Consider the following 15,222-nt stretch of genomic DNA (forward strand, 5'->3'; position numbering starts at 1 on the left):
CGAGACCTAGAAGTAGAGAATGAAGAAGTTGCGCAAGGTCCCCGGCAGGTACTCATAGAGCAATGCACCGGGAATTCTGACGGCCAGGATACCTTTGAACAGCACCACGACCATCAGCGCAAAGCTGAGGCTGATGCCCATCATGAACCGACCGCGATAGCCCATACGGCGCGCCAGCAGCGGTACAAAGACCAGGGTCACAGGCAAATAGCCAATCAGAGGCACCAAAAACACATAGCCCATGAACCAAAGCGCATATTCAGCGCTGCGCCCCCATTGCCGGGTTTCCCAAAGGTCGTACCGCGAGGCCCTTCGCCAGGGCAGCTGATAGAAGTGCAATCCCCCAAGCAGCACCATGCCGCCGAGGCTGACGGCAGGCCAGAACCGGGGCTGGGCAAAGAGCTTGGCCTTTTTGACCCAGGTGGTTTGCTCGCCTATCAGCACCAGAAGCAGCACCGAGAGAGTCAGAAATACGAGGGCAAAAACCAGCTGTCCGCGCCGGGGGCCAACAAAGTGGCGTTCTCGTTCAGTGGTCATGAGGGGGATCTTTTTCGCGCTAAAACGGGAACCGGGGCCACAACGGGCCCCGGCAGGAGGAGAGGAGCGTTACTCCAGGATCGAGCTGATCTTTGCCATGGTGGCAATATCGGTTGCCACGCGGGCAGCACTGTCAGGTGCACTCTGCCAGTAGACCAGCGCGCCGGTTTCTGCAGCCACGGCCTGGGCCCGTTCGCTCATCATGGTTTTCTGTGCCACCGCGATGATCTTTTCGCGCACATCCTGTGGCGTGTCTTTGGCGACAAACAAACCGTTCCACAGGGCGATGTTCAGACCTGCGTCCAGCTCACCAATGGCAGGTGCGTCGGGGACCAGCGGGATACGCTCATCGGTGATCGAAACCAGAACCTTGACCTGATCGAGGCAGGGCAGGATCAGCTGCAGCGTGGTGTTGATCACATCCGCATCGCCCGAGGCCAGGGTGTTGCAATCCAGCGCATCAAAGGCCGCATCCGACCCCCACTCAAAACCAGCATTCTTGGCAAAGGCCTTGGTCACCTGGGTGGGCGTCAACACATCGCCAAAATGGCCCAGGGCCACGTCGTTTTCCTTTGCATGGGCGGCCAGCTCTTCCATGCTGGAGTAAGGCGCATCCGCCGAAGTGGCGATAACAAAGGGATAGGTGAGGAAGATCCCCAGCGGGTCAAACTTTTCCGGGGTCAGCGGCGGGATGTCGATCTGGTGGCCCATGACCGGCACGCCGATCACAAAGGAGCCCACGGTGTAGCCATCTGCTGGCGCATTGGCCACCTCGATCGCGCCCGGGAAGGGGCCGCCACCGCCGCCGGGCTTGTTCACTACGGCGGCAGCAACGCCATATTCTGCCTGAAAATCATCCGCGATCATCCGCGTCAGGACATCCTCCAGATCACCGGGAGGCCAGGGTACGATAAAGCTCACAGGCTTTTCCGGATATTCCGCCTGCGCTGCCACAGCGCTGAGGCCAAGTGCGGCCGCGGCAGCGGCGCCTTTCACGAGATGGGTCAGTTTCATTTCAGTCTCCCGGTTGGTGCTGAGGTTTCAGCGTCATCGGTTCATTATTTGAACCATTGGTTTGAATTTAGATTGACAGGCCACCCGCTTATCTGTCAACAAAATATCAACGCAGGTGTTTGTTTTTCCAAACTCACGCCTCTGGTTCGGCCAAAACGGAGTTTGAAACGGCACATGGGAACTGTCAGCAAAGCCCTTAAACTGTTAAGTTTTTTCTCTCCTGAGCGCACCGAGATTGGGCTCAGTGACCTCACGCGCCTGTCAAGCATGAACAAGGCAACGGTCTATCGCCTCATGGGCGAGCTGCAAGAATCAGGCTTTGTTGAACAGGGGGAAAACGACCGCGCCTACCGGTTGGGGCCGCAGGTTTTGCACCTGGCTGCCCTGCGCGAAGCCTCTACCCCGATTCTGTCGGTGTCACGCCGCGTTCTGCGCGAACTCAGCGACGAAACCGGGGAGACCACCCATGTCTCGCTTGGCCATGAGACCCAGGTACAAACCCTCAGCCACGCCTATTCCCCCAGTCATGCCACCAAGGTCACCATGGAGGACGCCCAGACCGTGACCTATCACGCCACCAGTTCCGGTCTTGCCATTCTGGCCTATGCCGATCCGGATTTTGTTGAACAGATCCTGTCACAGCCCCTGAAGGCCCATACCAGCATGACGCTGGTGAATCCTGAAGAGATCCGCGCCAAGCTAACGAGTATCCGAGAGACTGGCCTCTCTGACACCCTGGGCAGCTTTGAACTGGAAGTGCATTCCCATGCGGTGCCGATCTTTGGCGCCGACCATAAGGCCATCGGGGCCCTGGCCGTTGCGGCGCCCGCCTCACGCATGTCCCCGCCGCAGCAAGAGACCATCCGCGCAGCCCTGCGCCGTGCCGGTGCCGCCCTGACCCATCGCATCGGCGGCAGCCCACCCGCTGACTATCCTCAAAGCGCTGCCCCGTGACCTCTTTCTTTTCCTTCTCAGACAGCACGGCCCTCTCCGGGCCTCACCAGGAGTTTCCACGATGAAAGATTCCAATTTCCTCAAAGAGCACAACGCCAAATCCCTTTGGCACCCCATGGCGCATCCCGCCGACAGCCAAGCCAACCCGCCGGCCATCATCACCGGCGCGCAGGGCGTGCGGATCAGCGATATTGACGGCCATGAGGTGATTGATGCCGTTGGCGGGCTGTGGAACGTCAACCTCGGGTTTTCCTGCCAGCCGGTCAAGGATGCCATTGCCGCCCAATTGGATGTGCTGCCCTATTACTCCACCTTTCGCGGCACCAGCAACGATCAGGTCATCCAGCTGGCCGAGGTGCTGCGCGATTTCTTTGCCCCAGACGGGCTGACCCGGGCCTTCTTTACCTCTGGTGGGTCGGATTCGGTGGAAACCGCGCTGCGCCTGGCGCGACAGTATCACAAGATCCGCGGCGAGGCTGGCCGGACCAAGTTCCTCAGCCTGAAAAAAGGCTATCACGGCACTCACATGGGCGGCGCTTCGGTGAATGGCAATGCCAATTTCCGCACCCAGTATGAGCCGCTCCTGCCCGGTTGCCACCACATTCCGGCCCCCTATACCTATCGCAATCCCTTCAATGAGAGCGATCCGGAAAAACTGGCGCAGCTCTGCCTGCAGGCCTTGGAAGATGAGATCGCCTTTCAGGGCGCGGGCACGATTGCCGCCTTCATCATGGAGCCGATCCTTGGCGCTGGAGGTGTCATCCCGCCACATGAGAGCTTCATGCCGGGGGTGCGCGAGATCTGTACCAAAAATGGCATCTTGCTGATCGCAGATGAGGTGATCACCGCCTTTGGCCGCACCGGGTCTTGGTCCGGCTCGCGGCACTGGGGGGTGCAGCCAGATTTCATGTGTACCGCCAAGGCGATCACCAATGGCTATTTCCCCTTTGGCGCCGTGATGATCGCCGATGCGGTGGCAGAGGTGTTCGAGCAGGATGAAACAGGCCGTGCAGCCATTGGTCACGGCTATACCTATTCCGGCCACCCGGTTGGTGCAGCCGCCGCGCTTGCCTGTCTGCAGGAAACCCTACGTCTGGATGTGCCGACAAACGCCGCAGCCCGAGGACAAGAACTGCATCAGGGGCTGCTGGCTCTGCAAGAGAAACACGCGCTGATTGGTGATGTCCGGGGCGGGCATGGGTTGATGTGCGCGATGGAGTTGGTCTCTGATCGCACCAGCAAGACCTCGATCGACAAACAAACCACGGCCACTGTGCAAGAGGTCACCTACCAGAATGGCGCCATGGTGCGCATCTCAGGGCCCAATATCATCCTCTCGCCCCCGCTGGTTCTCACCTCGGAAGATGTCCAGAGCATCCTCTCCGCGTTGGAAGCCGGCTTTGCGGCCGTGCGCTAACAGCGCCCCAAACGCCACCGCAGCCGACCTATGGTCGGCTGCCACCAGATACCATGGCGGGCCCGAAGCATATGCTTCGGGCCCGCTGCTTTTCAAAGCGCCGCTCACGCGGCGCGGCTGTGCTATACGGTGAACTTGGCTGCTATCGCCCAAGCCAGTTTTTCGCCAAGCCCAGTGTCGCCAAATCCAAAACCCAATCAGACGAAATGAACGTAGAAATCCCGCATCCCATCCCCCTCAAGGTCGCGAGTTTTTCGTACCTCTTTGCGCTTCATAAAGACATGGTTGGCGACCAAGTCCACGCCCACGGCCTCTGACAAAACGGTATCGCGTTCCAAATCGGTGACCGCGCCTTTAAGGTCAATCGCCGTCCCCTCCCGCGCATCTGTACGGTCAAACCCGTCGCCTGTCTCCATGGCAGGCAACTCATAGCCCTTCTCCACACCCAGCAAGGACGCCTGCAGAACTGCCGCCACAGCGGTATAGGGATTAGCGGAAGCATCCGCCATCCGGTGCTCCAACCGGGCTTTCGCCCCGCCCTCCGAGCTGATCCGCGTGGTCACATTGCGATGATCCCCGCCCCAGTTCTGCCAATAGCCCGACAAAGATCCCGGCTGCAGGCGCATATAGCTGTTCGCGGTGGGCGCAATCAGCCCGGCGAGGCCCTTGTGATGCTGCAACACACCAGCCAGACAGCCGCGCGCCAGATCATTCATATGTTCAGGCCCCCCGCGCGGCCCCGAAGAGAGCGCATTGCCCCCGGCCTCATCCACAAAAGAAAAGTTGATATGCATGCCAGATCCACCGGCCTCGGCCACGGGTTTGGGCATGAAGGTCAGAACAATCCCATATTCCAAGGCAATTTCACGCGCCATCAGGCGGAACAATACAATGTCATCCACTGCCTGCACCGCATCATCAAAGGTCAGCGTGTATTCAAACTGCGGCGAGTCGAACTCCGCCGTGATCATATCCAGCGAGAACCCCATCTCATCTGCCATGGCCCAGATCCGGTCGTTAAACCGCAAAGGATCAGCAAAAGGCCCGGTGCCATAGACCACGCCTCCCGGCGCATCATAGGGCATCAACCGTCCCCGATCATCCGCCTGCAACGCATAGGCCTCCAGCTCAATCCCCACCTTTGGACTCAGCCCCTTTACTTGCCAGCCTGCAACTGCGCGCCTCAGCGCCCCGCGCGGGCACAGAGACAGTGGTTCGCCCTCAACATCATAAAGATCACCCAAAACCACCTTGGTCGAAGCATGCCAGCTGTCGCGAATATCGTCATGCTGCCAACGCAGCTCCATATCCGGCATGCCCTGTTTGACCAGGGATCCCGGCGCATCCAGCAAATCGCGATCATAATGTGTGCCAAAAACGGACCGGCAAAACCGCGTATCGCCATCGCCAATTTTGGAGTTCGGCAGGTATTTCCCCCGCATGATGCTGAGGTGGTCGCAAAACATCGCACGCAAGCGGGTCTTCATGGTGGGAATCCTTCCGGGTTGGTAACGTCGATTTGTCACGGCTGCCTTTGATCTGGCACAGCTTCTGATGATTAGTAGTTAACATATTTAGCGATTCTGAGGGACTGATTTCTAGCCTCCTCCTGAACAACCGGGGACTCAGCGGCGGGTGACACGCACTGGCAGCTCCTTGATGCCGCCCACAAAGTTCGAACGCAGGAACTTTTGCGGGCCTGCTGCCTCAATATGGCTGATCCGTTTTGCCAGTTCCTGAAACAGTACCGTGACCTCCAGCCGCGCCAGCCACATGCCCAGGCAGACGTGGGGGCCGAACTGGCCAAAGGACAGATGGCGATTGGGGCTGCGCATCAGGTTCACCCGGAAAGGCTCATCAAAATAGCTGTCATCGCGATTGGCTGAGATGAACCAGTAAAGAACCTTGTCGCCCTCCCGGATCAGCTTGTCATGCATCTCAAAATCCCGCGTCGCGGTGCGGCGGAAATAGAGCGCAGGCGTCGCCCAGCGGATAATCTCATCCGCCGCCGTCTCCCAGACCGCCCCGCCCGCCTGCATCTGTTGCAAAAGCTCGGGTTGATGACACAGGGCCTGAATGCCCGCAGCAATGGAATAGCGCGTGGTGTCATTGCCCGCCGCCACCAAAAGGCAAAAGAAATTGCGAAACTCGGTCTCGGTAATCGTGGATCCATCCTTGGCGGGCTCCAAAATCATATTGAGCACCCCGGAGGTATCTCCAGCCTTTGCCTTATCCGCCATCAACTCCTTGGCATAAACATAGAGCTCCGCCCCGGCCGGCGAGTTAAACGGCATCATCCGGTACTCATCGGTTTGCAGCTTATCCATGACATGGGCGGTGAAATCCGGATCGGTATTGGCGATCAGCGCATCGCCTTTCTCCACCAGCCAGGGCAGATCCACCTCCGGCAACCCGACCACACGGCCCAGCATTCGCATCGGCAATTGCCGGGCGATCTCTTTGGTGGCATCAAAACTGCCCTTCTCCAGTATTGGGTCAAGGATCTCGGCGCAGATATCGCGGATTTCCTGCTCATACTGCGCCATCGAGGTCTTGGAGAAGGCCTTCATCAGCTTCATCCGCACCTTGGAATGCTCCGGTGGATCAGTCTCCTGAAAGGTGCGGCGCGCCAGATATTCTTCATAGCTCTGGTCTTCCATGCGGATCCCACGCGCCGAAGAGAACACCTCGGTGTTCTTGTTCATCTGGGTGATGTCATCGTAGCGGGTTACCGACCAAAAATTTTCACCCCCTGCGTATTCGGTCCAATGCAGCGGATCCTCACGGCGCAGACGTGCAAAGGTGTTATGGGGCGCGCCCATAGCAAAGGTATCATGGCTGCTCAGATCGGCATGGCCGTCGTCCTGTGGTGTCCAGATGGTCATATTGGGCTTCCCGAATGCTTGCTTTGTGTATATTATGTGGCGCTATAAATATGTAAACATAAAACTCACGAGCCAATCCATGCACTTAGCAATTCTGGTCACTAATACAGACAAGAGCCCCTTTGCCGCTCAGCACCCACAGGATGGAGAAAAATTCACTCGACTCATCCAAATGGCGCGACCAGACTGGAAGACAACGGCCTTCCAAATCCACGAAGGCCAGTTCCCACCAGACATAACAACTTTTGATGGCGCGATGATCACCGGCAGCCCGGCCTCAACCCGCAGCGGTCTCCCCTGGATTGCGCCGCTGCTCACCCTCATTCAGGACATGGACAAAAGGCATTTCCCGCTGTTTGGCGCCTGTTTTGGGCATCAGGCAATCGCCCTGGCTCTGGACGGGACCGTGGGCGAAAACCCTAATGGCTGGGTCCACGGGCTGGTGCGAAATGAATTGCAAACCTCCCCCCCCTGGGCAAAACCACTACCTCAGCACTTCAACCTTTACGGCTCACACAGCGAATATGTCTCGCAGCTTCCCGCAGGCGCCACGCCCTGCTCCAACAGTACCGGGTTGAACGCCGGCTTTACGGTCGACAGCCATATCTGGACCAGCCAGCACCATCCCGAGATGAGCCCTGATTTCATCACCGCCCTCACCAAAGAAATGCGCAGCGCCCTTGGCCCCGACCGATATAAACAGGCCACTTCCAGCCTGGCCGCCCCGGCAGATCAAGCGGCATTTGCGGAAAGCCTCGCCCGCTTCTTTGAACAGGCGCAATAGGCAGCCCCCGCATCCGGAGCACACAGCCCCCATTTTCATTTGGCCAAAAATATCCCCGCCGGAGGCAAACAAGCTCTCAGCCCAGTGCCGCCAGAAGATCCATCGCGGTGACCTGATCAAACTGCACATGTTGGGTCATGCGCCGCGCAGCCCCGATCTGGTCGTGGGAATAAATCAGCTCGGCAATCTCGCGATGCTCTTTGGCCGATTGCGCGATTGAACCCGGATAGTGATAACGGGCCCGGTAATAGGCCATCAATTTGCGCGCATTGGTCTTGATCATCTCCACCAGAAACGGGTTGCCTGCGCCCATGGCCACACCTGCGTGAAACCCTAGGTTCAACTGGTAATAGCCATTGGGATCACCATCCCCCTTTTCAGCTGCATGGGCCTCACAGGCCCGCACAATCTGCTCCAGCTCCGCCGCCTGCGCCGGGCTCATCCGACGCGCGGCCAGACCCGCCGCCTGCCCTTCCAGATTGGCATGCACCTCCAGAATAGCCAGAAACTCTTCCAGACTGGGCTTGAACAGTACCGCCCCCTTGCGCGGCAGCCGCCGGATCAGGCCCGCAGTTTCCAGCTGAATAAAGACCTCCCGGATGGGTGTCCGTGACACCCCATGACGCGCGGCCAGTCCAGCCTCATCCAGAACGTCACCTGGGTTCAATTGCCCGGCATCAATATCCACAAGGATCGCATTCAATAGCCCTTCGCTCTGCCCTGCCAATGCCGCCGCCCTTTGTTGCCGCCCGTTCTCCCCAGATCATAGGTTGCAGGGCGGAACAAGGCAACAAAACCCCGCCCCGACAGCGCATTGGCCCTACTCTTCCAGCAGGGCCCCCAGCCGCTCAAAAGCCGTCAGGAAATCCTCCTTGAAGCCCTGCACCACGCCGCCTGCCGACATTGCCTGGTTCATCAGGCCAACCCCCTGGCCAACCCAATAGGTGGCCAGGTCCTGCGCGCCCTCATGGCCTTTTTGCGACATCTGATCAATCCGGTGCAGCGCCGGCTCTGACACCAGGGTCTGCAGCGGCATTGGCAGTGGTTTGGGTGCGCCCTTGACCTCCCAGGCCTCGGTCCAGGCGCTGACCAACTGGCGCGAAGGCTTGCCCGTGCGCGAGCGTGAGCGGACGGTATCGCGGCTGCTGGCCGCCAGCATCTTTTCCTTCACCACCGGGTTGGTCTCAGCTTCGGCGGTGGTCAGCCAGACAGAGCCACACCAGGCGCCTGCCGCCCCCATGGCCATGGCCGCCGCCATCTGAGCGCCGGTCGCAATGCCCCCCGCCGCCAGAACCGGCACCCCGGATCCGGCAATGGCCTGCACCACCTCCGGCACCAGCACCATGGTTGAAATCTCGCCGGTATGGCCACCGGCCTCACCACCAGCGGCAATGATCACATCCACACCCGCTGCAACCTGAGCGCGGGCATGTTCCGCCGTGCCCACCAGCGCCCCCACAGCCACGTCCTGCGCCTTGCCGCGTTCCAGCATCTCCTGCGGCGGCAGGCCCAGCGCATTGGCGATCAGAGCAATTGGATGGGAGAAGGCCACATCCAGACTGCGCCGCGCGCCTTCGGCGCTGATGTTTTCGCGAAACACCAGCTGCTCGGCCCGCACCGGATCGAGGTTTCCGGGTTCAACCCCGTATTTCTGCATCACGTCATCGGCAAAATCCTTATGCCCCTCGGGCACCATGGCCAGGATCGCCGCATCCGGAATATCCTCCCCTTTGGCCTCAAACTTATTGGGCACGATAAGGTCGACGCCGTAGGGCTTGCCATTCACATGGGCATCAATCCAGGTCAGCTCTTCTTCCAGCTCCTCTGGCGACATCATGGCGGCGCCAAAAATCCCCATTCCGCCAGCATTGGTGACCGCTGCCACCACATCGCGGCAATGAGAAAAGGCAAAAAGCGGAAACTCGATGCCAAGCCGTTTACAAAGTTCCGAGTTCATTCCGTGTTCTCCTGTGTCGCCATTGCCTGCTCAATCTGCACCAAGAGATCGCCCGCCTTCACTTGGCAAGGTGCCGTGACAGCCACCTCGCTCACGGTTCCTGCCACCTCGGCCAGAATCTCATGCTGCATTTTCATCGCCTCCAACACCGCCAGACGGGTGCCCACCTCAACCGGGTCTCCTACGCGCACGCAGAGCTCCAGCAGGTTGCCGTGCATCGGGGCGGGTGTTTCACCACCACCAGCGGCCGCGCCAGCGCCAGCCCCAGACCGCTGTCGGGTCACCTTCAACATCCGCGTACCGGTAGCGAGAAACAGATCCTCCCCAACCATCAGGTGGTTGCGCAGATCCATACGCAGCCCATCCAACCGCAGACAATCCCCCTGCTGTTGCAGATGATGTTCCGCTTCGCCGACCTGTACCCGGATGCCATCGCGGCTCTCGTGCAGCAACACGGTTGCTCTCTCGCCTGCGGCCTCCAGCACCAACCGCGCCTGCAAAGCCCCTTGACTGGACCAGCCCAGCAGCTCTGCCGGGGTCTCTGCCCGCTTGGCCAATGCCGCCTGATCTACGCGGTAGATCAATGCCGCCGCCAGCGCCAAATCAGCGCTGGAGATTTCAGGTGGAACCAGAGGGTCAAAGTGATCGCCAATAAAGCTGGTCGTCGCCGCGCCTTTGGCAAACTCGGCATGGCCCAGGACATCCATCAGGAAGTCGCGATTGCAGGCCGGCCCAAAGATTACGGTGTCACCCAGCGCCGCGATCAGGCGCTCCAAGGCCTCTGCACGGGTCGCCCCATGGGCGATGACCTTGGCCAGCATCGGATCATAAAAGGCTGAGACCTCCTGCCCCGAAACAATGCCCGCATCCACCCGGATGCCCGCACCGGTGGCGGGCTGCCATTGGTGGATCTGCCCGGATTGGGGCAAGAACCCCTGGCCGGGGTCCTCGGCATAGAGCCGCACCTCGATGGCATGACCCTTCAGGGTTACATCTTCCTGTGCCACGCCCAGCGCCTGACCGCGCGCTGCGCGAATCTGCAGCGCCACCAAATCAAGCCCGGTGACCATTTCAGTGACGGGATGCTCCACCTGCAGGCGGGTGTTCATTTCCAGAAAGTAGAAAGCACCGTTTTTGTCCAACAGGAACTCCACCGTTCCGGCGCCCAGATAGCTGATGGCGCGGGCGGCTTCCACGGCGGCAGCCCCCATCTCAGCGCGCAGCTCTGGCGTCATCACCGGACAGGGGGCTTCCTCCACCACCTTTTGATGGCGACGCTGCACCGAACAGTCGCGCTCACCCAGATGGATGGTGTGACCTGAGGCATCGGCAAAGACCTGGATTTCTACGTGACGCGGGCGCATCACCGCCTTTTCCAGGATCATCTCTTCCGAGCCAAAGGCCGAGAGCGCCTCGCTTTTCGCCAGCTCCAGCGCAGTGACAAAATCCTCCGCCTCTGTGACCAATCGCATGCCACGGCCACCGCCGCCCGCTGCGGCCTTGATCATCACCGGATAGCCTATCTTTGCAGCCTCGGCCTGCAACACCACAGGGGATTGATCCGCCCCTTCATAGCCGGGGACGCAGGGCACCCCTGCTTTGATCATCCGGCGTTTCGCGGCTGCCTTGTTCCCCATCAGGGCAATGGCCTCGGCGCTGGGGCCAATGAAGGTAAGCCCTGCCTCGGCGCAGGCCGCGGCAAATTTGGCATTCTCCGACAGGAAACCATAGCCGGGATGCACCGCCTGCGCCCCTGTTTCCTTGGCCGCTGCCAAGACCTTGGCGGCATCGAGATAACTATCCCCCACTGGGCCTGCGCCAATGCAGACGGCCTGGTCGGCAAAGGCGACATGCGGGCTTTGCGCGTCGGCCTCGGTATAGACCGCGATGCATTTGATCCCCATCGCACGCGCCGTGCGCATGATGCGCAGGGCGATCTCGCCGCGATTGGCCACCAGAATTGAATTGAATTCTGTCATTGTCTGATCCTCTCCCATCAGGCCCGCCCCACGCCAAAGGCATTGGGGTTGAGATCGCGGCGACGTGCTTCCATGCAGGTGGCGAGGCAAAAGCCAATCACCGCCCGACTGTCACGCGGGTCGATCATCCCCATGTCGAGCATCCGCCCCGAGGTGAAAAACGCGTCCGATTGGTTGTCAAAATGCGCCGCGATCCCGGCACTCTGCTTGGCCAGACGTGCTTCATCTACCTCAACACCCTTACGCTCCGCCGTGCGCCGCGCCACCTGCTCCATGGTCAGGGCCGCCTGTTCGCCGCCCATCACACCCGTCATGGCATTGGGCCAGGTGAACAGGAAGTCGGCGCCAAAGGCATGGCCGCACATGCCGTAGTTGCCCGCGCCAAAACTGGCCCCGGTATAGAGCGAGATCTTGGGCACCCGTAGATTGGTCACCGCCTGGATCATCTTGGAGCCATGTTTGATCATGCCCGCGCGCTCATAGGCGGTCCCAACCATGTACCCAGTGGTATTGCCCAGAAAGATCACCGGCGTGCCCGCCTGATCCATCGCCTGCAGGAAATGTGTCGCCTTGGTGGCGCCATCGGGATCAATCGGGCCGTTGTTGCCCAGGATGCCCACCGGCTGACCCATGATATGCGCCTGCAGACAGACCAATGCCGGGCCGTAGTCTGGCTTGAAGTCGCGCAGGCGCGAGCCATCCACCAGCCGCGCCGCCAGCTCTCGCATGTCATAGGGCTTGCGGTAGTCAGCCGGAATCGCCCCGGCGAGTTCCTCGCCCGCGTATTTGGGCGGATCATACTCAACAGGTCCCTCAGTGCCCCGCTGCCAACCCAGACCTGCCATCACATCACGGGCGATCTCCAGCCCATGGGCGTCATCCTCGGCCAGATACTCCACCAGGCCGGTGACCTCGGCGTGCATCTCGGCACCGCCCAGATCCGCATCGCGAGCGATCTCGCCTGTGGCGGCCTGCACCAGTGCCGCCCCGGCCAGCATTGCCATACCGTTGCCTTTGACCCCGATCACATAGTCCGACAGGCCGGGCTGATAGGCGCCCCCCGCGGTCGAGGCCCCGTGCAACACCGTGATCACCGGATTACCCGCCGCCGAAAGCCGCGCCAGACCGGCAAACATGCCGCCACCATGAGCCCAGAGCTCAACCGTGTAGCGCGTGAGATCGGCCCCGGCACTCTCCACCAGATGCACAAAGGGCAGTTTCTGTTTCAGAGCGATGTCTATCGCCCCCAGGGCCTTATCCACTGATTTGCCGGTCATTGCGCCGGCATTGATTCCCGCATCATCGACAAAGACCATACAGCGCACACCCGATACATAGCCGATCCCCAGAATGATCGAGGCCCCCGGGATCGAGGTCTCCGGGTCGGTGTCATCCACCAGATAGGAGGCCATATTGTAGAGCTCAAGGAAAGGCATGCCGGGGTCGAGCAATGCGGCCAGACGTTCGCGTGGCGACAGCTGGCCACGTTTGTCAAAAACCGGGCGGCGTTGCTCCGATTTGGCTGCGGCACGAGCTTCCAAGGTGCGCATCCGCTCGACCTGGGCCAACATATCAGCCCGGTTCTGGGCAAAGCTGTCACTAGCGGTGTTGATCCTGCTTTGAAAGGCTTTCATCGACCTGTCCTCATTCCGGTATTCTTACGCATAGACGGCTGGGCTGGCCGTCCGAACTGTTGTTTTTTGTGATGAAACATCATGCTGTGCCTCGCAGTTTCGCCCAAAGATCGGCATCCACAGGGATAGGCGCCGCCAAAAGCAACTGGCCATAGCCCTTGGCCTGGGGATCATTGCGCAGCGACGAGGTGCCGCCGCCGCCCAAAGTGCCATGCAGCAGAATGTTCATCGACTCAGATCCCGGCAGATAGAAGCGCTGGATCTCGCCGTCGCAGAAATGGCCAAAGACCTTTTGCAGGTGCTCAGGCGTCAGGCCTGCCCAGATCCAGGGCATCAGCGCAGGGTCCCGCGCCATCACGCCGATATTGGCTATATCACCCTTGTCGCCGCTGCGGGCCCAGGCAAGATCCACCAGAGGAACCTCGACCGTCTTCTCCGCCTTTGGAGTGATGGGCAGATCGGGACGCGGTGCGTCAACCACCGCTACCCCCTGGAAAGCGGGGCATTGCAGCTCTCCTGCCTCGTCCAGCAGCCTGACCGCGACCTGGTCCTTTGGCGTCAGATAGGAAAACAGCGCCAGAACCGGAGAAGGCTTGGGCCGCGCCCCGGCAAATCCGCTAAGCCCCGGAGGTGTCGCCAACCCGAGGCCCACCGCCTCTTTCAGGAACAGGCCCACAGCCCGCGCATCCGCGTGGCGCACCGCAATCTTGGCCGCCACTTCCCGCGATGGTCCAGAATTGCGCATTGCGCCAAACTGGCTTTCGGTGCCGATCAACTCGACACTGACATCTGCGTAGTCCGGAGCCTGCATCCGCTTGAGGGAGGTCCGACAGCGCTGTAACACTGTCTCGGCAAAATGCTGCGCTTTCTCTTCGGCATCGAGACCGTAAAAGGTAAAGACGTGACCGGACCGGAAACCATCTGCCCAGGTCAGGCAGGTCTTGTAGCTGTTTGGCACCCCTAAACCACGCGCGCCTGCCACCAAAACCCGATCCGGGCCGACTTCTTCTAGCGTGACCTGAGAAAAATCGCAGGCGACATCCGGCAGCAGATAGGCCTGCGGGTCACCGATCTCATAGAGCATCTGCTCGCCCACGCTGCCGCGCGAGACCAAACCGCCCGAGCCCTGCGGCTTACTGACCTCAAAACTGCCGTCGTTGCGCAGATCGGCAATCGGATAACCGATCTCTGCCAGATTCTCAGCCACCAAGCGCCAGTCAGTGAAATTGCCTCCGGTGGCCTGAGGTCCGCATTCCAGAATATGACCCGCCAGACTGGCGCCCGCCATGGCATCCAGATCATTTGGCACCCAGCCAAAGTGATGGATCGCCGCCCCCAGCGTCACCGCGCTGTCGACACAGCGCCCCGTGATCACGATATCGGCGCCACGGTCCAGAGCTGCGGCAATGGGAAACCCTCCGAGATAGGCATTGATACTGGCAATCTTGTTCACCGGCGGCAGCGCACTGCCTGAAAACATCTCCTGCGGCGCGGCTTCAGCGATTTCCTCTGCTCGGTCCAACAGATCATCGCCCGTGACCACCGCCACTTTGAGCGACAGCCCCTGTTTCTTGATCTCTTCGCGTAGGGCTTCGGCGCAGGCCAGGGGGTTCATCCCCCCGGCGTTCGAGACAATCCGAACACCCTGCACTGCGATCTCGCGCAGGTTCGGCGCCATGGCAGAGGTGACAAAATCCGTCGCATAACCCGCCTTTGGATCCTTGACCCGTGCCCGCGCCAGGATCGCCATGGTGATCTCGGCCAGGTAGTCATAGACAATGAAATCCAACCCGCCCGCCGCCAAGAGCTGCGGCGTCGCCGCGCTGGCGTCTCCCCAAAATCCACTGGCCCCGCCGATACGCAGCTGCTGTGACATGTGCTTCCCCCTTCAGCTCCTCGCACCACCACTTCGTACAGGTGTTGACTCGGCGCAATTGATGAACAGACCAATCGTTCTGTTTTAATCTGAGCCTAGCCAGCCACCACCTGCAACCAAAATCATCCCGCCTGGCGTTACGACGTTAAGTCACGCGGCACCTGTCGATATGTTACAGAATTGCG

General features: G+C 60.3%; 12 protein-coding genes. 3 read left to right on the plus strand and 9 right to left on the minus strand.

All coding sequences use genetic code 11. The annotated features are described in order from the left end of the window. Nucleotides 1–6 precede the first annotated feature (6 nt). On the minus strand, nt 7–537 hold the full coding sequence (locus ED661_RS03140) for a tripartite tricarboxylate transporter TctB family protein (protein ID WP_122072499.1): 531 nt from the start codon (nt 535–537) through the stop codon (nt 7–9). A 69-nt stretch (nt 538–606) separates the two neighbouring features. Further along, nucleotides 607–1,551 (minus strand): tripartite tricarboxylate transporter substrate binding protein, encoded by a 945-nt coding sequence (locus ED661_RS03145; protein WP_122072500.1) that lies wholly within the window; start codon nt 1,549–1,551, stop codon nt 607–609. Nucleotides 1,552–1,725: 174 nt separating this feature from the next. Here ED661_RS03145 and ED661_RS03150 point away from each other — a divergent pair, with 174 nt between their 5' ends. Both ED661_RS03150 and ED661_RS03155 read left to right on the plus strand, forming a co-directional pair. Beyond that, entirely contained in the window at nt 1,726–2,505 is a 780-nt protein-coding gene (locus tag ED661_RS03150; RefSeq protein WP_122072501.1) for an IclR family transcriptional regulator, read from the plus strand. 61 nt (nt 2,506–2,566) lie between these two features. Further along, nucleotides 2,567–3,922, plus strand: coding sequence for an aspartate aminotransferase family protein (locus tag ED661_RS03155; protein WP_122072502.1), 1,356 nt, complete (start codon nt 2,567–2,569; stop codon nt 3,920–3,922). A gap of 197 nt (nt 3,923–4,119) precedes the next feature. Here ED661_RS03155 and ED661_RS03160 read toward each other — a convergent pair whose 3' ends face one another. Both ED661_RS03160 and ED661_RS03165 read right to left on the minus strand, forming a co-directional pair. Next, a complete protein-coding gene (locus ED661_RS03160; RefSeq protein WP_122072503.1) occupies nt 4,120–5,409 on the minus strand; it encodes a glutamine synthetase family protein in 1,290 nt (429 codons plus the stop codon). A 138-nt stretch (nt 5,410–5,547) separates the two neighbouring features. Further along, on the minus strand, nt 5,548–6,807 hold the full coding sequence (locus tag ED661_RS03165) for a cytochrome P450 (protein ID WP_122072504.1): 1,260 nt from the start codon (nt 6,805–6,807) through the stop codon (nt 5,548–5,550). A 172-nt stretch (nt 6,808–6,979) separates the two neighbouring features. Here ED661_RS03165 and ED661_RS03170 point away from each other — a divergent pair, with 172 nt between their 5' ends. Beyond that, a complete protein-coding gene (locus ED661_RS03170; RefSeq protein WP_371412387.1) occupies nt 6,980–7,591 on the plus strand; it encodes a type 1 glutamine amidotransferase in 612 nt (203 codons plus the stop codon). A 76-nt stretch (nt 7,592–7,667) separates the two neighbouring features. Here the strand turns inward: ED661_RS03170 and ED661_RS03175 are convergent, their stop codons facing one another. The 5 genes from ED661_RS03175 to ED661_RS03195 form a co-directional block, all read right to left on the minus strand. Further along, entirely contained in the window at nt 7,668–8,318 is a 651-nt protein-coding gene (locus ED661_RS03175) for a GntR family transcriptional regulator (protein ID WP_122072506.1), read from the minus strand. Nucleotides 8,319–8,411: 93 nt separating this feature from the next. Next, nucleotides 8,412–9,548, minus strand: a complete 1,137-nt coding sequence (locus ED661_RS03180) for a nitronate monooxygenase (RefSeq protein ID WP_122072507.1) — start codon at nt 9,546–9,548, stop codon at nt 8,412–8,414. Continuing rightward, nucleotides 9,545–11,527, minus strand: a complete 1,983-nt coding sequence (locus ED661_RS03185; RefSeq protein ID WP_122072508.1) for an acetyl-CoA carboxylase biotin carboxylase subunit — start codon at nt 11,525–11,527, stop codon at nt 9,545–9,547. The genes ED661_RS03180 and ED661_RS03185 overlap by 4 nt, the downstream gene beginning before the upstream one ends. Nucleotides 11,528–11,544: 17 nt before the next feature. Further along, nucleotides 11,545–13,161 carry an acyl-CoA carboxylase subunit beta gene (locus ED661_RS03190; RefSeq protein WP_122072509.1) on the minus strand — a complete coding sequence of 539 codons (1,617 nt, stop codon included), beginning with the start codon at nt 13,159–13,161 and terminating at the stop codon, nt 11,545–11,547. A gap of 79 nt (nt 13,162–13,240) precedes the next feature. After that, the gene (locus ED661_RS03195) at nt 13,241–15,037 is read right to left on the minus strand and encodes an acyclic terpene utilization AtuA family protein (protein WP_122072510.1); all 1,797 of its coding nucleotides are present in this window, start codon (nt 15,035–15,037) and stop codon (nt 13,241–13,243) included. Between the last annotated feature and the right edge of the window lie 185 nt (nt 15,038–15,222).

This window comes from Pseudophaeobacter sp. EL27, from assembly GCF_900313025.1.
Lineage (GTDB): Bacteria > Pseudomonadota > Alphaproteobacteria > Rhodobacterales > Rhodobacteraceae > Pseudophaeobacter.

Excerpts from the sequence above, each read along its gene's own strand:
- ED661_RS03140 (WP_122072499.1), bottom strand. The coding sequence starts at position 537 with ATGACCACTGAACGAGAACGCCACTTTGTTGGCCCCCGGCGCGGACAG.
- ED661_RS03145 (WP_122072500.1), bottom strand. The coding sequence starts at position 1,551 with ATGAAACTGACCCATCTCGTGAAAGGCGCCGCTGCCGCGGCCGCACTT.
- ED661_RS03150 (WP_122072501.1), top strand. The coding sequence starts at position 1,726 with ATGGGAACTGTCAGCAAAGCCCTTAAACTGTTAAGTTTTTTCTCTCCT.
- ED661_RS03155 (WP_122072502.1), top strand. The coding sequence starts at position 2,567 with ATGAAAGATTCCAATTTCCTCAAAGAGCACAACGCCAAATCCCTTTGG.
- ED661_RS03160 (WP_122072503.1), bottom strand. The coding sequence starts at position 5,409 with ATGAAGACCCGCTTGCGTGCGATGTTTTGCGACCACCTCAGCATCATG.
- ED661_RS03165 (WP_122072504.1), bottom strand. The coding sequence starts at position 6,807 with ATGACCATCTGGACACCACAGGACGACGGCCATGCCGATCTGAGCAGC.
- ED661_RS03170 (WP_371412387.1), top strand. The coding sequence starts at position 6,980 with ATGGCGCGACCAGACTGGAAGACAACGGCCTTCCAAATCCACGAAGGC.
- ED661_RS03180 (WP_122072507.1), bottom strand. The coding sequence starts at position 9,548 with ATGAACTCGGAACTTTGTAAACGGCTTGGCATCGAGTTTCCGCTTTTT.
- ED661_RS03185 (WP_122072508.1), bottom strand. The coding sequence starts at position 11,527 with ATGACAGAATTCAATTCAATTCTGGTGGCCAATCGCGGCGAGATCGCC.
- ED661_RS03190 (WP_122072509.1), bottom strand. The coding sequence starts at position 13,161 with ATGAAAGCCTTTCAAAGCAGGATCAACACCGCTAGTGACAGCTTTGCC.
- ED661_RS03195 (WP_122072510.1), bottom strand. The coding sequence starts at position 15,037 with ATGTCACAGCAGCTGCGTATCGGCGGGGCCAGTGGATTTTGGGGAGAC.